The organism is Gordonia sihwensis NBRC 108236 (assembly GCF_000333035.1).
Taxonomy (GTDB): Bacteria; Actinomycetota; Actinomycetes; order Mycobacteriales; family Mycobacteriaceae; genus Gordonia; species Gordonia sihwensis.
Genome location: NZ_BANU01000015.1, coordinates 70,442 through 86,204, shown reverse-complemented (window position 1 = coordinate 86,204; position 15,763 = coordinate 70,442). Strand labels below are relative to the sequence as shown.

The 15,763-nt window shown below is 70.4% G+C and carries 10 protein-coding genes and 1 pseudogene; 6 read left to right on the top strand and 5 right to left on the bottom strand.

What is annotated here, in order from left to right; all coding sequences use genetic code 11:
• Nucleotides 1–3: 3 nt before the first annotated feature.
• Together GSI01S_RS10870 and GSI01S_RS10865 are read right to left on the bottom strand one after the other, a co-directional pair.
• Nucleotides 4–807, bottom strand: coding sequence for a crotonase/enoyl-CoA hydratase family protein (locus tag GSI01S_RS10870; protein WP_006896604.1), 804 nt, complete (start codon nucleotides 805–807; stop codon nucleotides 4–6).
• On the bottom strand, nucleotides 804–1,937 hold the full coding sequence (locus tag GSI01S_RS10865; RefSeq protein ID WP_039867527.1) for a thiolase family protein: 1,134 nt from the start codon (nucleotides 1,935–1,937) through the stop codon (nucleotides 804–806). The genes GSI01S_RS10870 and GSI01S_RS10865 overlap by 4 nt, the downstream gene beginning before the upstream one ends.
• A 114-nt stretch (nucleotides 1,938–2,051) precedes the next feature.
• On the opposite strand from GSI01S_RS10865, the gene GSI01S_RS10860 reads away from it, so the two are divergent.
• The 4 genes from GSI01S_RS10860 (at nucleotide 2,052) to GSI01S_RS10845 (ending at nucleotide 10,000) form a co-directional block, all read left to right on the top strand.
• Nucleotides 2,052–6,119 (top strand): bifunctional nitrate reductase/sulfite reductase flavoprotein subunit alpha, encoded by a 4,068-nt coding sequence (locus GSI01S_RS10860; RefSeq protein WP_006896602.1) that lies wholly within the window; start codon nucleotides 2,052–2,054, stop codon nucleotides 6,117–6,119.
• A 167-nt stretch (nucleotides 6,120–6,286) separates the two neighbouring features.
• Nucleotides 6,287–8,806, top strand: coding sequence for a nitrite reductase large subunit NirB (gene nirB, locus GSI01S_RS10855; RefSeq protein ID WP_006896601.1), 2,520 nt, complete (start codon nucleotides 6,287–6,289; stop codon nucleotides 8,804–8,806).
• A gap of 46 nt (nucleotides 8,807–8,852) precedes the next feature.
• Nucleotides 8,853–9,284 (top strand): nitrite reductase small subunit NirD, encoded by a 432-nt coding sequence (gene nirD / locus GSI01S_RS10850; RefSeq protein WP_006896600.1) that lies wholly within the window; start codon nucleotides 8,853–8,855, stop codon nucleotides 9,282–9,284.
• Nucleotides 9,281–10,000, top strand: coding sequence for a sirohydrochlorin chelatase (locus GSI01S_RS10845; protein ID WP_006896599.1), 720 nt, complete (start codon nucleotides 9,281–9,283; stop codon nucleotides 9,998–10,000). Before nirD ends, GSI01S_RS10845 begins: the two co-directional genes overlap by 4 nt.
• Here GSI01S_RS10845 and GSI01S_RS10840 read toward each other — a convergent pair.
• Complete coding sequence (locus GSI01S_RS10840; protein ID WP_006896598.1) at nucleotides 9,963–11,105, bottom strand: uroporphyrinogen-III synthase; 1,143 nt, start codon at nucleotides 11,103–11,105, stop codon at nucleotides 9,963–9,965. The two genes, GSI01S_RS10845 and GSI01S_RS10840, sit on opposite strands and share 38 nt — an antisense overlap.
• The gene (locus GSI01S_RS10835; protein ID WP_006896597.1) at nucleotides 11,102–12,502 is read right to left on the bottom strand and encodes an MFS transporter; all 1,401 of its coding nucleotides are present in this window, start codon (nucleotides 12,500–12,502) and stop codon (nucleotides 11,102–11,104) included. The genes GSI01S_RS10840 and GSI01S_RS10835 overlap by 4 nt, the downstream gene beginning before the upstream one ends.
• Before the next feature lie 310 nt (nucleotides 12,503–12,812).
• Here GSI01S_RS10835 and GSI01S_RS20125 point away from each other — a divergent pair, with 310 nt between their 5' ends.
• Both GSI01S_RS20125 and GSI01S_RS10830 read left to right on the top strand, forming a co-directional pair.
• Entirely contained in the window at nucleotides 12,813–12,950 is a 138-nt protein-coding gene (locus GSI01S_RS20125; protein ID WP_156150514.1) for a hypothetical protein, read from the top strand.
• A gap of 131 nt (nucleotides 12,951–13,081) precedes the next feature.
• Nucleotides 13,082–15,016 carry an ABC transporter ATP-binding protein gene (locus tag GSI01S_RS10830; protein ID WP_006896596.1) on the top strand — a complete coding sequence of 645 codons (1,935 nt, stop codon included), beginning with the start codon at nucleotides 13,082–13,084 and terminating at the stop codon, nucleotides 15,014–15,016.
• Between the two features lie 9 nt (nucleotides 15,017–15,025).
• On the opposite strand, the pseudogene GSI01S_RS19805 reads toward GSI01S_RS10830, so the two are convergent.
• Nucleotides 15,026–15,670: pseudogene (locus tag GSI01S_RS19805) on the bottom strand (SMP-30/gluconolactonase/LRE family protein); the annotation flags it as partial.
• Between the last annotated feature and the right edge of the window lie 93 nt (nucleotides 15,671–15,763).

Here is a 15,763-nt window from a genome sequence, read left to right as displayed (position 1 = left end):
CGACTACACCCCGGTGAACCGTCCGGGCCGCTTCTCGAGGAACGCGGCGACGGCCTCCCGATGGTCCTCGGTGTGGTGCGCCACCGCCTGCATGGTCGCCGAGAGCTCGAGTAGCTGGTCGAGGGTCTGCTGCGAGGACTCCCGCAGGAGCTTCTTGGTCATGCGCACCGCCACCGGTGGGTTCGCGGCGATCCGCGACGCGATCTCACGAGCGGTCGGCAACAGATCGGCCGGTTCGACGACGCGCGAGACGATGCCCCACTCGAGCGCCGTCGCGGCGTCGACGCGATCGCCGGTCAGTGCCATTTCTGCGGCCCGCGCCGGCCCGATCGCCCGGGGCAGCAGCCACGCGACGCCGTCGCCGGGGATCAGCCCGAGCTTCACGAAGCTCTCGGCGAAGAAGGCCGTGTTCGAGGCGATCCGGATGTCGCACATCAGCGCCAGATCGCACCCGGCGCCCACCGCGGGGCCGTTGACGGCCGCGATCACCGGCACCTCGAGCGCGTACATCGCGCGCGGTATCCGCTGGATGCCCTCGCGATAACCGACGCGCTGCTGGTGCGGAGCCCCGCCGAACAGACCCGCCGCGGCCGCCATGTCTTTGACGTTGCCGCCGGCCGAGAAGGCCGAACCGGCGCCGGTGAGGATCACCGCCCGGACCGACTGGTCCCGGTTCACCGCCGTCGCCGCATCGACGAGTGCATCGATGGCGTCGTCCTCGGAGATGGCATTGCGGGTCTCGGGTCGATTGACGGTCCAGGTCACGACGTCGCCGTCGCGCTCGACCAGCAGCACGTCGCCGCTCACAGAAGTTCCAGAATCGTTGCGTTCGCCATACCTCCAGCTTCGCACATGGTCTGCAGACCGTACTGGATCCCGTTGTCGCGCATGTGGTGGACGAGCCGGGTCATCAGAATCGCGCCCGACCCGCCGAGCGGGTGGCCCACCGAGATGGCACCGCCGACCGGATTGAGGACGTCGTCGGAGGCACCGATCTCGGCCTGCCAGGCCATCGGGACCGGCGCGAAGGCCTCGTTCACCTCATAGGCGCCGATGTCGGACACCGCCAGTCCCGAGCGTTCCAGCGCCTTGGCGGTGGCGGCGATCGGTCCGGTGAGCATGATGACCGGGTCGTCGCCGGCGAGGGTCGCGGTGTGCACCCGCGCCATCGGCCGCCAGCCGTTGGCCGCGGCGATCTCGCTGGTCGTCACCAGCAGGGCGCCGGCACCGTCGGAGATCTGCGAGGCGTTGCCCGCGGTGATGACGCCCTCGGGGTCGAACGGGGTCTTGAGCCCGCCGAGCTTCTCCGCCGTGGTGCCGCGGCGCAACCCCTCGTCGACGGCGAGGCCGTCCGGGATCGGAGCGATCTGCGCATCGAAGGCGCCTGCGTCCTGCGCGGCGGCGGTGCGCTCGTGCGAGCGGGCCGAGTACTCGTCGAGCTGCTGCCTGCTGAAGTTCCAGCGCTTGGCCATCATCTCGGCGCCGAGGCCCTGGTTGAAGCCGTCCACGCCGTATCGGTCGAGCACGGACGCCGGATAGGGAGCACCGTCACCGCGTGCGGCACCCATCGGTACGCGCGACATGGACTCCACGCCACCGGCGACGGCGATGTCGTACTGTCCGGCGATCACGCCGGCGGCGGCGAAATGCACCGACTGCTGACTCGAGCCGCACCGACGGTCGACGACGGTCGCCGGAACGGACTCGGGCCAGCCCGCGGCCAGCACGCCGACCCGGCCGATGCTGCCCGCCTGGTCGCCGACCTGGCTGACGCACCCCCAGATCACGTCGTCCACGCCGGCGGGATCGAAACCCACGCGGTCGGCCAGCGCCGACAGCACGTGCGCGCTCAGGTCGCCGGGATGGATCTCGGACAGGCCGCCGTTCCGCTTACCGATCGGAGTACGGACGGCATCGACAATCACTGCATCTCGCATGCCGTCCTTCATACCCTAACAAGCGCTCGGTTGGGAAGGAGGCGTCCCGATAGTTGACCTGGCTGTAACGCCGCTCTGCACGCGCCGAAACAGTTCCACGGAACCGTGACTGGCATGTCCCTGGAACCGCTGGCTCCCACTGCCGTCGACACCGTGTGCGGTTACTGCGGCGTGGGTTGCGGACTGACCCTCGACGTCGCGGACGGGGCCGTCACCGGGGCGCGGGGCACCAAGAGCCATCCGGCCAATCGGGGCAGGCTGTGCACCAAGGGCGCCACCACCGCCGACATGCTGCGCGCCCCCGGACGACTCACCACCGCTCTGATCCGGGAGCGGCGCGACGGTGACGCCCGACCCGCCGACGTGGACGACGCGATCGCCGAGACCGCCCGCCGACTGACACGGATCCGTGACCGCCACGGCCCCGAATCCATCGCGGTGTACGTCTCCGGCCAGATGTCACTCGAAGCACAGTATCTGGCGAACAAGCTGGTCAAAGGCTTCCTCGGCACCAACCAGATCGAATCGAACTCCCGGCTGTGCATGGCGAGTGCGGGGACCGGCTACAAGCAGTCGCTCGGTGCCGACGGACCGCCCGGCAGCTACGACGACATCGACCACGCCGACGCCTTCCTGGTGATCGGTTCCAATATGGCCGACTGCCACCCGATCCTGTTCCTGCGCCTCCTCGACCGGGTGGCCGCGGGCGCCCGGCTGATCGTGGTCGATCCGCGGCGGACCGCCACGGCCAGCAAAGCGCACATCCATCTCCCGGTCCGGCCGGGCACCGATCTCGCACTGCTCAACGGCCTGCTGCGGCTCATCGTCGACGAAGGCGGGCTGGACGAGGAGTTCGTGGCCGCGCACACGCGGGGGTGGGACGCGCTCGCCGCGATGCTCGACGACTACCCGCCCGAACGAGTCGCCGAACTCACCGGCGTCGACGAGGACGCCCTGCGGGAGACGGCCCGCATCCTCGCCGGCGCCGAGAACTGGATGACCCTGTGGACGATGGGGCTCAATCAGTCGACGCACGGGACGTGGAACACCAATGCCGTCTGCAACCTCCATCTCGCCACCGGAACCATCTGCCGGACGGGATCCGGCCCGTTCTCGCTGACCGGGCAGCCCAATGCGATGGGCGGTCGCGAGATGGGCTACATGGGTCCGGGCCTGCCCGGGCAGCGCAGCGCGCTCGATGCCGGCGACCGCGCCGACGTGGAGGCAGCCTGGGGTCTCGAACCGGGGACGCTGAGCACCGATCCGGGCGGCGGCACCGTCGACATGTTCGAGGCGATGGCCGATGGCCGCATCCGCGCCGCGTGGATCATCTGCACCAATCCGGTGGCCTCGGTGGCGAACCGCTCGACCGTCGTGCAGGCCCTCCGGCGCGCGGACTTCGTCGTGGTCCAGGAGGCCTTCACCGGAACCGAGACCTGCGAATACGCCGACATCGTGCTGCCCGCCGCACTGTGGACCGAAGCGCAGGGGACGATGGTGAACTCCGAACGCAGCATCAGTCTCACCTCCCCCGCCGTAGCGCCGCCGGGCCAGGCGCGGGCCGACTGGGAGCTGATCTCCCAGATCGCCCGCGGCATGGGCTTCCGCGACGGGTTCTCGCACGCCGACGCGGCGGCCGTGTTCGACGAGATCCGCGGCTTCCACAATCCGCGGACCGGCTGGGACCTCCGCGGCGTCGACTACGCGAGGCTGCGCGAAGGACCCGTTCAGTGGCCGGCGGCGCCGGGCGGACCGGCGCGCAATCCGATCCGCTACCTCAGCGACGACCCGGCCGAGCCCGGTCCCCTCTTCCCCACCCCGGACCGGCGCGCGCGGTTCCTCGCCCGCCCGCACATGCCGCCCGCCGAACTCCCCGACGACGACTATCCGATGGTCCTGACCACCGGTCGGCTGGCGCACCAGTGGCACACCATGACGAAGACCGGCCGGGTCGCGAAACTCTGCCGGCTCGACCCCGGCTCCTTCGTGCAGATCCATCCCGACGACGCACGCCCGGCGGGTATCGGCGACGGAGACATGGTGGAGGTGCGATCCCGCCGCGGCGCGGTACGGGTACCCGCGCGCGTCGACGACGCGGTGAGCGCCGGCGTCTGCTTCGTCCCCATGCACTGGTCCGACGCCTTCGGCGAGATGCTCGCGGTGAACGCCGTGACCACCGATGCCGTCGACCCCGATTCGCTGCAACCGGAGTTCAAGGCGTGCGCCGTGGCGCTCACCCGGCTCTCCGGACCGGTGCCCGATAACCAGGAGCCGCCCATGACCACCGCCGATCCGACCGCCGCCGATCCGACCGCGACCGAATCGTCGTCGCTGGCCGTCGCCCTGCGCGTCGACGCCGGCGAGCCCGTGCTGACCGAGACCGAGCGCGGCTATCTGGCGGGTCTGCTGCGCGGCCTGACCGCCAATCCGCCCCGCGACGCGGTTCCGACGGTCCCGTCACAGGCGCCGCTCTCGGAGCCGGCCCGGATCTGGGTCGACGGAGTGCTGGCCGGATACTTCTCCCGGGTTCCGATGACGGGACCCGGATCCGCGTCCGTCGTCGATTCACCGGCGCGCAGAATCCGGCTCGTATGGGCGTCGCAGACCGGCACCGCGGAGGAGTACGCGGCGCAATGCGCCGGCGCATTGCGCGACGCCGGCTTCGACGTGATCGATGCGAGCGCCGAACGCACCGGACTCGGCGACCTGGTCGGCGACGTCCTGTTCATCGTCTCGACCACCGGTGACGGCGACGCACCGGATGCCGCCGTCGGACTGTGGGACGCGCTCGCCGGCGCGTGCGCGCAAGACGTGGACGGACTGCGCTTCTCAGTTCTCGGGTTCGGCGACTCGTCGTATGCGGATTTCTGCGGTTTCGCCCGCAAACTGGACGCACGGCTGGCGACGCTGGACGCGCAGCGGATCGCGCCCGCCGGATACTGCGAGCCCGACTACGACACCGCGGCCGCCGCATGGCTCGCCGGGGTGGTCGCCGTGCTGGACTCACCGGCCTCGCCGGACGACCCCGACACCGCTGCCGACTCCCGGACCTGCGCCGAATCCCCTCCGGCTCCGGGCTATTCACGGAAGAACCCGTTCACCGCGCGCGTGCTGGAGAACGCAGTCTTGACGACGGGTACAGCGAAGGAGGTGCGCCGCATCGCGTTTCATCTGCCGCCGGGCTCCCTCGAGTACACCGCCGGAGACGCCCTCGGCGTGTGGCCGCGCAACAGCGAGACGCTGGTCGACGAATGGCTCGCGCGCACGGGGCTCGACGGCGCGGAGGCGGTGACCGTCGACGGCGCCCCCGTCCCGCTCCGGCAGGCGCTCACCGAGGACTACGAGATCGCCGACTGCTCCCGCGATCTGGTCGCCTTCGTCGCCGAGCGGACGGGCGACTCCGAACTGCGCGCCCTCCTCGACGATCCGGCCGGCTTCGCCGACTGGGCGTGGAACCGCCAGTCGGTGGACCTACTGGCCACTCATCCGGTCTCGGCCACCGCGGCGCAGTGGCTCTCGGTGTGCCGACGGCTGCGCCCCCGCCTCTACTCCATCTCCTCCAGTCCGTCCGCGCACCCGGAACGGGTGGAGGCCACCGTCTCGGTGGTGCGGTTCGGCGACGAGTCCGCGCCGCGCCGGGGCGTGTGCTCGGGATTCCTGGCCGATCGCGGCCCCGCCGACCTCGCGCGCATCTTCATCACGCCCAACAAGAAGTTCGGCCCGCCCGTCGACCCGGAGGCTCCGGCGATCATGATCGGTCCCGGAACCGGAATCGCTCCGTTCCGGGCCTTCCTGCACGAGCGGGCCGCGTCCGGGGCCGCCGGCGACAACTGGATCTTCTTCGGTGAACGCCACCGCGCCACCGAGTTCTACTACGAAGACGAGCTCGCCGGGTTCCGGGAGGCCGGGGTCCTCACGCGACTGGACACCGCCTTCTCGCGCGACCAGCCGGAGAAGGTGTACGTCCAGCATCTGATGCGCGAGCGCGCCCCGGAGATCTGGGAGTGGCTGCGGCGCGGCGCGCACGTCTACGTCTGCGGCGACGCCAAGCACATGGCGCGCGACGTGGACGACACCCTCAAGCAGATCGTGGCCGAACACGGGCGTCTCGCGCCGTCCGGCGCCGAGAACTATCTGCGGGCGCTCTCCGCCGAAGGCCGGTACGTCCGCGACGTGTACTGAAGCCGCACCCCCGTCGCCCCCCCCGACTCGAAACATGCTCGAAACCCGGTGCGGGACTCGTCATCTGACCGCAACGCGACCCGAGCGGCATCGCAACACCCCGTTCGTAACGTCGCTTCCGAGCCGAACGGATCGGCTGCGAACTCGAGTGGAAGGACCTGGAGTCGATGAGCGAAACCGTGGTGGTCATCGGACACGGAATGGTCGGGCACCGCTTCGTCGAGGCACTTCGCGCCCGGGACGTCGACGGCGGATGGCGAGTGGTGGTGCTCGGCGAGGAGACCGACCCCGCGTACGACCGCGTGGGGCTCTCGGGATACGTCGGCTCCTGGGAGCGGGCCGAGCTGGCGCTGGCGGGCAACCGCTACGACGGCGACGACGCCGTGGAGTTGCGGGTCGGGGACGCCGTCGTCGCGATCGACCGCGACCGTCGCGTGGTGCGAACCGCTTCGGGCGCCGAGATCGCCTACGACGCGCTGGTGATGGCGACCGGATCGCGAGCCTTCGTGCCGCCGGTCCCGGGACACGAGACGCCGGGCTGCCACGTCTACCGGACCCTCGACGATCTGGACGCCATCCGCGCCGACGCGGAGCGGGCCCTCGCGCGCGATGCCCGCACCGCGCCGGTCGGCATGGTGGTCGGCGGCGGGCTCCTCGGACTCGAAGCCGCCAACGCTCTTCGATTGATGGGTCTGGCGCCTCACGTGGTGGAGATCAACCCGAGGCTGATGCCTCAGCAGGTGGACGCCGGGGGCGGCGAGCACCTGGCCCGGATGATCGGCGAACTCGGGATCGAGGTGTCCCTCTCGTCGGGCACCGAGTCCATCGAGCCCGGCGACGCCGGCGTGCGTGTCACACTCGCCGACGGCACGGTGGTCGACGCCGCACTCCTGGTGTTCGCCGCCGGGGTCCGTCCCCGCGACGAACTCGCCCGCGACTGCGGTCTCGCGGTTGCCGAACGGGGCGGGATCCTCACCGACGAGCGCTGTGCCACCAGCGACCCGTCGATCTACGCGATCGGCGAGGTCGCGGCGATCGACGGTCGTTGCTACGGCCTCGTGGCCCCCGGCTACGCCACCGCCGAGGTGGTCGCCGACCGGCTGCTGGGCGGCTCTGCGGTGTTCCCCGGCGCCGACATGTCCACCAAGCTCAAACTGCTCGGCGTCGACGTCGCCAGCTTCGGCGACGCGCTGAGCGCCACTCCCGGAGCGCTCGACGTGGTGGTCTCGGACCCGATCGGCGGCGTCTACGCCAAGCTCGTGCTGTCCGACGACGCGTCCACCCTGCTCGGCGGCGTGCTCGTCGGCGACGCGAGCGCATACGGCCTCCTGCGCCCGCTGGTGGGATCGAGCCTGCCGGGAGACCCGGTGAGTCTGATCAGCCCGGCCGGCGACGCACCGGCCCTCGGGGTGGGCGCGCTCGGCGACGACGCGCAGATCTGTTCGTGCAACGACGTCAGCAAGGGCACGCTGTGCGCCGCGATCGCCGACGGCGCATGCGATGTGGCGGCCCTCAAGGGCTGCACCGGCGCGGGCACGTCGTGCGGCTCGTGCGTTCCGCTGCTGTCGCAGATCCTGGCCGAGGAGGGAGTCGAGCAGTCGACCGCCCTGTGCGAGCACTTCGCGCAGTCGCGCGCCGAGCTGTTCGAGACGATCAGGGCCTGCGACATCCGGACCTTCTCCGGCATCGTCGAACGGTTCGGCACCGGCACCGGCTGCGACATCTGCAAGCCGACGGTCGCGTCCATTCTGGCGTCGATCGGCTCGGGCCACATCCTCGACGGCGAGCAGGCCTCGCTGCAGGATTCGAACGATCACTTCCTGGCGAACATCCAGCGCAACGGCACCTATTCGGTGGTCCCGCGGATGCCGGGCGGCGACGTCACGCCCGAACAGCTGATTCTGATCGGCGAGATCGCCCGCGACTTCGGTCTGTACACCAAGATCACCGGCGGTCAGCGCATCGACATGTTCGGTGCCACCGTCGACCAGCTGCCGCTGATCTGGCGGCGCCTGGTGGACGCCGGGATGGAGTCGGGCCACGCCTACGGAAAGTCGCTGCGGACCGTGAAGAGCTGCGTCGGCTCCGACTGGTGCCGGTACGGTCAGCAGGACTCCGTTCGGATGGCGATCGATCTGGAACTGCGGTACCGCGGGCTGCGGTCGCCGCACAAGATCAAGATGGGCGTCTCGGGCTGTGCCCGCGAGTGCGCCGAGGCCCGCGGGAAGGACGTCGGCGTCATCGCCACCGAGAAGGGCTGGAATCTGTACGTCGGCGGCAACGGAGGCATGACTCCCAGGCACGCGCAGCTCCTGGCCGGCGACCTGGACGATGCCACCCTCGTCGCCTACATCGACCGTTTCCTCATGTACTACATCCGCACGGCCGAACGACTTCAGCGCACCGCCGCCTGGCTCGACGGACTCGACGGCGGCATCGATCGGCTCAAGGCCGTCGTGGTCGACGACGTGCTGGGTCTGGCCGACGACTTCGAAGCCGACATGGCCCGCCACGTCGACGCCTACGAATGCGAATGGAAGGGCGTCCTCGACGACCCGGACAAGCTCCGGCGGTTCGTCTCCTTCGTCAACGCGCCCGGCGTTCCCGACCCGACGGTCGCCTTCGGCGAGAGCCACGGGCGCCGAGTTCCGGTCCTGCTCGGTTCGCCCGCGCTGCCGCAGTCGTGAACCGGCCCGTTCCGCCCGCCCCCCGAACACACCTGAAAGGTCTGTCATGACCCTCGCCTTCGACCTCCACCGTTGGACCCGCGACTGGACCGCCGCGTGCCACATCGACCGGCTCGACCGCCTGCGCGGCGTGGCCGTGCTGCTGCCGGACGGCGCGCAGGTGGCGCTGTTCCGGCTCGCCGACGACACGCTCCGCGCGGTGGGCAACATCGATCCGATCGCGCGTGCCGCGGTGATGTCGCGCGGCATCGTCGGCGACCGGAACGGTTTCCCGGTGGTCGCCTCGCCCTTGAAGAAGGAGGCGTTCAGCCTCATCGACGGACGCTGCCTCGATTCCCCCGGAGTGCGGATCCCGGTGTACGGCACCCGCATCGGGCTCGACGGGACCGTATTCGTGGCGAACTCCCCCGACATCCGGTTCGGCTTCCGGCCCGAGGGCTTCAGGGCCGCCACGAGTTCGCCGGCGAGCCCGCGATGACCGTCCTGCTCGTCGCGCACGGCACCCGCGACCCACGGGGCGTGGAACTGATCTATCGGCTCGCCGACGAGATCGGACGCCGCCGGGACGAGCCGGTGGCGGTGAGCTTCGTCGACGTCGTCGGGCCCTCGCCGAGCGACCTGCTCCCCGATCTGCCCGACGGCCCGGTCACGGTGCTGCCCGCGTTCCTGGCGCGCGGACACCACGTGCGGGTCGACATCGCCGCGCACCTGGCCGCGGCCCGCCGGCCGGTGCGGCTGGCCCCGGCACTGGGACCGTCTCAGCTGTTGACCCGGGCGCTCACGATCCGCCTGGCCGAGGCCGGGGCGACGAGCGATGACGCCGTCGTCCTGGCCGCGGCCGGCTCCGCGGACCCGGTGGCGCAGCGGGACATCGAGACCACCGCGCACCTGCTGTCCGCGCGGCTGGCCACACCGGTCCGCATCGCATTCGCGAGCACCCGCGCGGACTCGCCTCACGCATCGGTCCCGGACACCGTCGCCGCCCTCCGTGCGGACACACCCGGACGCCGGATCGCGGTGGCGTCGTACCTGCTCGCCGACGGGCTGTTTCAGCAGCGCCTGGACGACTCGGGGGCCGACGTCGTCGCCCGCCCCCTCGGCCTCGCGGCACCGGTCGTCGACGCGGCCTGCGGCCGGATCGACTCGGCCGGCGAGTTCACTGCTCGTCCAGTGCCAGCCGGTAGCCGCGTTTGACGACCGTCGCGATCATCTCGCGGCATCCCAGCGCGGTCCGGAGCCTGCCGATCGCCACCTCCACCGCATGTTCGTCACCCGCGCCGATCACCGCGAGCAGATCGGTGCGCGACACCACCGTGCCCGGCCGCTGAGCGAGGGCCTTGAGCAGACGCAGCGCCGACGCGGGCACGTCACGGACCTCTCCGTCGACCACCACCGCCGAGGCATGCACGCCGAGGCGGTGCCCGGCCACCGCGAGTTCGGACTCCCGGACCGGCAGATCCTCGGCCACGAGCCGCGCCAGCGCGCCGAGCCGCATCCGCTCCGGCCAGCGCGCGGCGACCCCCGCCAGCTCGAGCGGCGCGGCGGTCACCGGGCCCACGCAGTAGACGGCGACCGCCTCCCGGAGTGCGGAGACGAACGGCTCGCGCACGCCCAGCTGAGTCGATCGCGTCAGCATCGACACGGCGGCCGGACCGGAGGTGAAGGTCACCGCGTCCAGCCGGCGGGCGGCGACGTCGTGGATCAGCGCATCGAAGTCGCCGAGATCGGCGGGCCGGCGCCAGCTGTAGACCGGCACGGAGACGACATCGGCTCCCATCGCGATGAGACCGTCGACGAAGTCGCGGTTCGGGTCCCAACCGTCGATCGCACCGTGCAGCTGAACCGCCACTCGCCGACCGGCGACGTCGTCGGGGCTCAGGTGCGCCAGCACTTCGGCCGACGACTCCGACTCGGGCGACCATTCCTCGCGCAATCCCGCCGCACGCAACGCCCCGGTCACCTTCGGCCCGCGCGAAAGGATGCGCGCGCCGGCGAAGGCGCCCATCAGCTCGTCGGCCAGCCCCCATTCGTCCGCGGCCTCGATCCACCCGCGGAAGCCGATTCCGGTCGTCGGGATCAGCAGATCCGGCGGCTTCGCGATCACCGCATCGGTGCCCGCGCGCAACGCCGGGTCGTCGGCCAGCGGCACCATCTCGATCGCCGGTGCGGCGACCACTCGTGCGCCTCGTCGCATGAGCAGCGCGCCGAGCTCCTCAGCTCGGCGCGCTGCGGTGACGGCGACGGTGAACCCCGCCAGCGAGGGCGGGGCCGACCGGTCGCCGGTGGTGGCAGAACTCATGAAGACAGCTTCGCAGACTGCGGTGCGCCGGGCGCATCGGCCGCCGCGCGCGGCACTCCGACGTACGCCCGCCAGGTGACGGCCGCGGCGACGAGATAGAAGGCGGCGAAGACCACCACCGCGACGGTCGCCGACCCGGAGCTCAGATACGACTGTCGCAGCACCATGTTGATCCCGACGCCGCCGAGTCCGCCGACCGCGCCCGCGATCCCGATCACCGCTCCAGACATGGCTCGCGAGTACGCCGCCCGCCCGTCCTCGTCGAGCGGCAGCGCGCGGGACTTCGCGTCGAACACCGACGGGATGATCTTGTACACCGAGCCGTTCCCCATCCCGGAGAGCACGAAGAGCGCCACGAAGCCCACCACCTGAACCTCGAGGGACGAGCCCACCAGGAGGACGGCCGCGGCGCCGACCATGCCGGCGAACACCCCGAGCGTCACTCGGCTGCCGCCGATCCGGTCGGCGAGCCTGCCGCCGTACACCCGTGCCACCGACCCGAGGAGCGGGCCGATGAAGGCGATCTGCGCGGCGTGCAGTGAGGCCTGCGCCGCGGTGTCGCCGCGGTCGAGGAAGTTCAGCGCCAGTACCTGCGAGAAGGCGAAAGAGAACCCGATGAACGAGCCGAAAGTCCCGATGTAGAGCAGCGAGATCAGCCACGTGTCGCGGTCGGTGATCGCCGACCGCATCGCGGACAGGTCCACGCCCGGCCCCTCGAGGTTGTCCATGAAGAGCGCGGCGCCGAGCCCGGCCACCGCGAGCAGCACGAGGTAGACCGCGCACACCCAGTACGGTTCGCCGACCCCGGTCCACGCGATCACCAGCAGTCCCACCAACTGCACCGCGGGCACCCCGAGGTTGCCGCCGCCCGCGTTCAGACCGAGGGCCCAGCCCTTGAGGCGCTGCGGATAGAAAGCGTTGATGTTCGTCATCGACGACGCGAAGTTGCCGCCGCCGAACCCGGCGAGTGCGGCGCACAGCAGGTACACCCAGAGCGGCTGACCCGGATTCGCGAGAAGGACGATCGTCGCCGTCACCGGCACGGTCAGCACGACGGCCGAGAAGACCGTCCAGTTGCGGCCGCCGAATCGCGATGTCGCCAGGGTGTACGGGAAACGCAGCAGAGACCCGGTGAGGGTGGCCACGGCTCCGATGAGGAACTTGTCCCCCGCCGAGATGCCGTAGACGTCCGACGGCATGAACAGCACCATCACCGACCACAGCGTCCAGACGGAGAATCCGACGTGCTCGGCGACCACCGACCAGATCAGGTTGCGCCGCGCGATCGCCGATCCGCCCGCCTCCCATGCCGCGGTGTCCTCCGGATCCCAGTCGGTGATCGTCCTCGACGCGAATACTGCTCGTCGTTCTCGGGGTCGGGTGTGAGCTGGTCCCATCCGCACGCGGTGCCTCCTTCGTCCGCCCGGGCATTCGACCGGGTCGCGATCGACGCTAGGCAGGCGGTGTTGCGGGCGGTCGCCGCGGCGATCACGGGCGCGTAATGAAGCCCTCACCGACATGCGGGGAGCCGTGTGAGCAGCCTGAAACACGGCGGAATGCCGCAGTTCCGACGGTTCCGAGATGTTCCCAGAATGCTGCCAGTCGCGCGCCAGATCCTCCACAGACGGGGTCCATAAATTCATCTGTGTCGGACGCGAGATACGCGAGCGGAAATAGCCGCCGAGCCGACCGGATAAGGAGAATGACATGGCATTCGACAACAACCGCCGCCCCGAGCAGAACAACCGTCAGAACTTCGGATTCGCGCACCCCGCTCCGCGTCGGCGTCGTGAGCGTCGCTGGGATGCCCGCAATCACCGCTGGTACTGGATCTGGGTCCGCTGACCAGGTGTGAACTGATCGGGTTCCACACCCTCGGATGCGCCGGTCCCGGAAATGTATTCCGGGACCGGCGCCTCGGCATTTCTTTTGAAGAAGAATCGGTCCGATTCGAAAGATTACAGGAGATCACCCAAATGACATTTCTCACCGCGATGCGCCGATTCTCCCATTTCGCCTCCGGACATCGCGTCGCACTGAGCGGTGCCGCATTCTTTCTACTGGTCGCAGCCGCATGCGACGCCGTCGGCGTGTTCTTCCTATCCGATGTCGTCGACGGTGCCCTCGGTTCCTCCGACTGGCAGTCGTTCGCGCGTCTCGCCGCACTGTGGCTCGCCGTGACCGCGGTCAGCGTCGGTGCCGACTACGTCGGCACCCTCCTGTCGACGGTGGCCTCCGAAGGTGTGGTGCTCCGGCTGCGCACCGCTCTGTTCGCGCACGTCCAGCGGTTGGCGCCGATCACGCATCGGCGCCGCGGGCTCGGCGACCTCGTCGTGCGGCATTCGAGCGACCTGGAAGCCGTCGAGCACTTGATCGGCACCGGGATGATGTCCCTGGCGGTGGCGGCCGCCAACGCGCTGGGTCTGATCGTTGCCGCGTTCGTCATGAGCCCGGTCGTCGCGGGGGTCGCACTGGCCGCATGCCCGGCCCTGTGGGCGGTCTCGTCGTTCTTCGGGAGGCGCCAGAGCCGGACGACGCACGCCGAGCGCGCCGCGAACAGTGACATCGCCGATGCCGTCTACTCCGCGCTGGCCGGCCACGAGACCACCGTCGCGTACAACCGCGAGCGCGACGAGGCCGACGAGCTGGAGCGCCACGGCCGCCGATGGGCACGCACCCGGGTGTCGCAGACCCGCATCGAAGCCGGCTTCGGCGGAGTGCTCGGCTTCGCGCAGGTGTGTCTGTCACTCACCGTCACCCTCGTCGGCGTCTGGCAGGTGCGTGAGGGCGCACTCAGCGTCGGCCAGCTGCTGGCACTGTCGGGCTACCTGGCGATGCTGTATCCCAAGCTCCAACAGATCGCCGACGTGCGGCTCGCGGTGGCCGAGGCATGCGTGAGCGCCGAGCGGATCGCGGAGATCCTCGACGAACCGGTGCACCGTGCCGAACTCGGCGACGCGCGGCCGCTGCCACCGGTCCCGAGTGGCGCCCCCGTGCCCGTGCGGCTCGACGGCGTCTGCTTCGCGTACGACGGCAGGCAGATCCTCCGAGGCGTCGACCTGGAGTTGCGGCCGGGTGCCATCACGGCTCTCATCGGCCCCAGCGGCACCGGCAAGTCGACGCTCGCATCGCTGATCTGCGCGCTGGAGGATGCGGAGTCCGGCACCGTCACCGTCGGCGGCCACAACGTGTCCGAGGTGACCGGCGCGTCGGTCCGCGAACAGGTCACGCTGCTGCCGCAGACGGCCCACATCCGGCCGGGGACGGTGGCCGACAACATCGCGTTCGGCCGTCCGACGGCAGGCCGGGAGGAGATCATCGAGGCGGCGCGCGACGCCGGCGCCCATCGGTTCATCGCCGCGCTGCCGGACGGATACGACACCGTGCTCGCCGGCGACGGCTTGGAACTGTCCGGCGGACAGCGCCGACGGATCACCATCGCGCGGGCGATGCTCCGGAACACGCCCGTCCTGATCCTCGACGAGCCGACGGCCGCGCTCGACGACGAGTCGGTCGCCGGAGTGATCGGGCCGCTGCGCCGACTGGCCCGCGGACGCACCACCCTGCTCATCACTCACGATTCGCGGCTGACCGCGATCGCCGACGAGGTGGTGCGACTCGAGGACGGACGAATCCGCCGGGTGTCAGCTGCGCAGGTCGAGCACGCCGAGCGCGTTGCCGAGGATGGTGCCGAGATACAGGACCCCGTCGCGCTCCGCGACGGCGGTGACGAAACCGAAATCGAGGTCGTCGATCCGCACCTCGCGGGCCATCGTGCCGTCGAAGTCGAAGGCCTGTACCCAGACCACCTCCTCCGGCGTCGGACCGACACCCTGCGGGACCCGCGCGAGCACCTTCCGGGCCCGCAGCGGAAGCCGGAAGATGCCCTCCAGCACAGCATTCCGCGGTGAGGCGAGCGCCACCCACAGTCGCCCGTCGCTGCCGATCGACATGTTGTCCGGATAACCGCCCAGACCGTCGAGGAAGACCTCGGAGGTGCCCGCCGCCGGTCCGGTGAGCCAGTACCGCGAGATCCGGGAGGCCCCCGTCTCCGCGACCAGCACGTAGTCCTCGGCGGGGCCCAGGACCACGCCGTTCGCGAACTGCAGATCGTCGCGCAGCACCTGGACCTCACCGCTCGGCGACAGTCGCATGAGCCTGCCGGTCCCGGAGTGCTCGATGATGTCCGCCCGCCAGCGGTCGAACATGAAGTTCTGAGACGACGACGAGAAGTACAGCGTTCCGTCGGAGGCGTGGGCGACGTTGCTGGCGAACCGCAGCGGCCTGCCGTCCACCGTGTCGACGAGCACTCGTGCGCGCGAGCGATCCGGATCCAGGACGAGCAGCCCGCGATCGTGGTCGCAGATGTAGATCGAACCGTCGGCACCGTAGTCGAGGCCGAGGAGCCGCCCGGCGGTGTCGGCCAGCACGCTGATCTCCCCCGTCGACGGCTCCACCGACAGCAGACGACCGTCGTCGAGTCCGGTCACGACCCGCCCGTCGGGCAGGCAGATCACGTCCTCGGGTGCGGTTCCGGGAAGGGCGATGCGGCGAAACGAGGTCACGGCCAAGTCTTAGCAGCAAATCGGCGGCGGTGTGTCCGACCCGCCGCTTTATATGCATCGGAGTTCATATGAACCCTATTGCATAGAACTAAG

Excerpts from the sequence above, each read along its gene's own strand:
- GSI01S_RS10865 (WP_039867527.1), bottom strand. The coding sequence starts at position 1,937 with ATGCGAGATGCAGTGATTGTCGATGCCGTCCGTACTCCGATCGGTAAG.
- GSI01S_RS10860 (WP_006896602.1), top strand. The coding sequence starts at position 2,052 with ATGTCCCTGGAACCGCTGGCTCCCACTGCCGTCGACACCGTGTGCGGT.
- nirB (WP_006896601.1), top strand. The coding sequence starts at position 6,287 with ATGAGCGAAACCGTGGTGGTCATCGGACACGGAATGGTCGGGCACCGC.
- nirD (WP_006896600.1), top strand. The coding sequence starts at position 8,853 with ATGACCCTCGCCTTCGACCTCCACCGTTGGACCCGCGACTGGACCGCC.
- GSI01S_RS10845 (WP_006896599.1), top strand. The coding sequence starts at position 9,281 with ATGACCGTCCTGCTCGTCGCGCACGGCACCCGCGACCCACGGGGCGTG.
- GSI01S_RS10840 (WP_006896598.1), bottom strand. The coding sequence starts at position 11,105 with ATGAGTTCTGCCACCACCGGCGACCGGTCGGCCCCGCCCTCGCTGGCG.
- GSI01S_RS10835 (WP_006896597.1), bottom strand. The coding sequence starts at position 12,502 with ATGGGACCAGCTCACACCCGACCCCGAGAACGACGAGCAGTATTCGCG.
- GSI01S_RS20125 (WP_156150514.1), top strand. The coding sequence starts at position 12,813 with ATGGCATTCGACAACAACCGCCGCCCCGAGCAGAACAACCGTCAGAAC.
- GSI01S_RS10830 (WP_006896596.1), top strand. The coding sequence starts at position 13,082 with ATGACATTTCTCACCGCGATGCGCCGATTCTCCCATTTCGCCTCCGGA.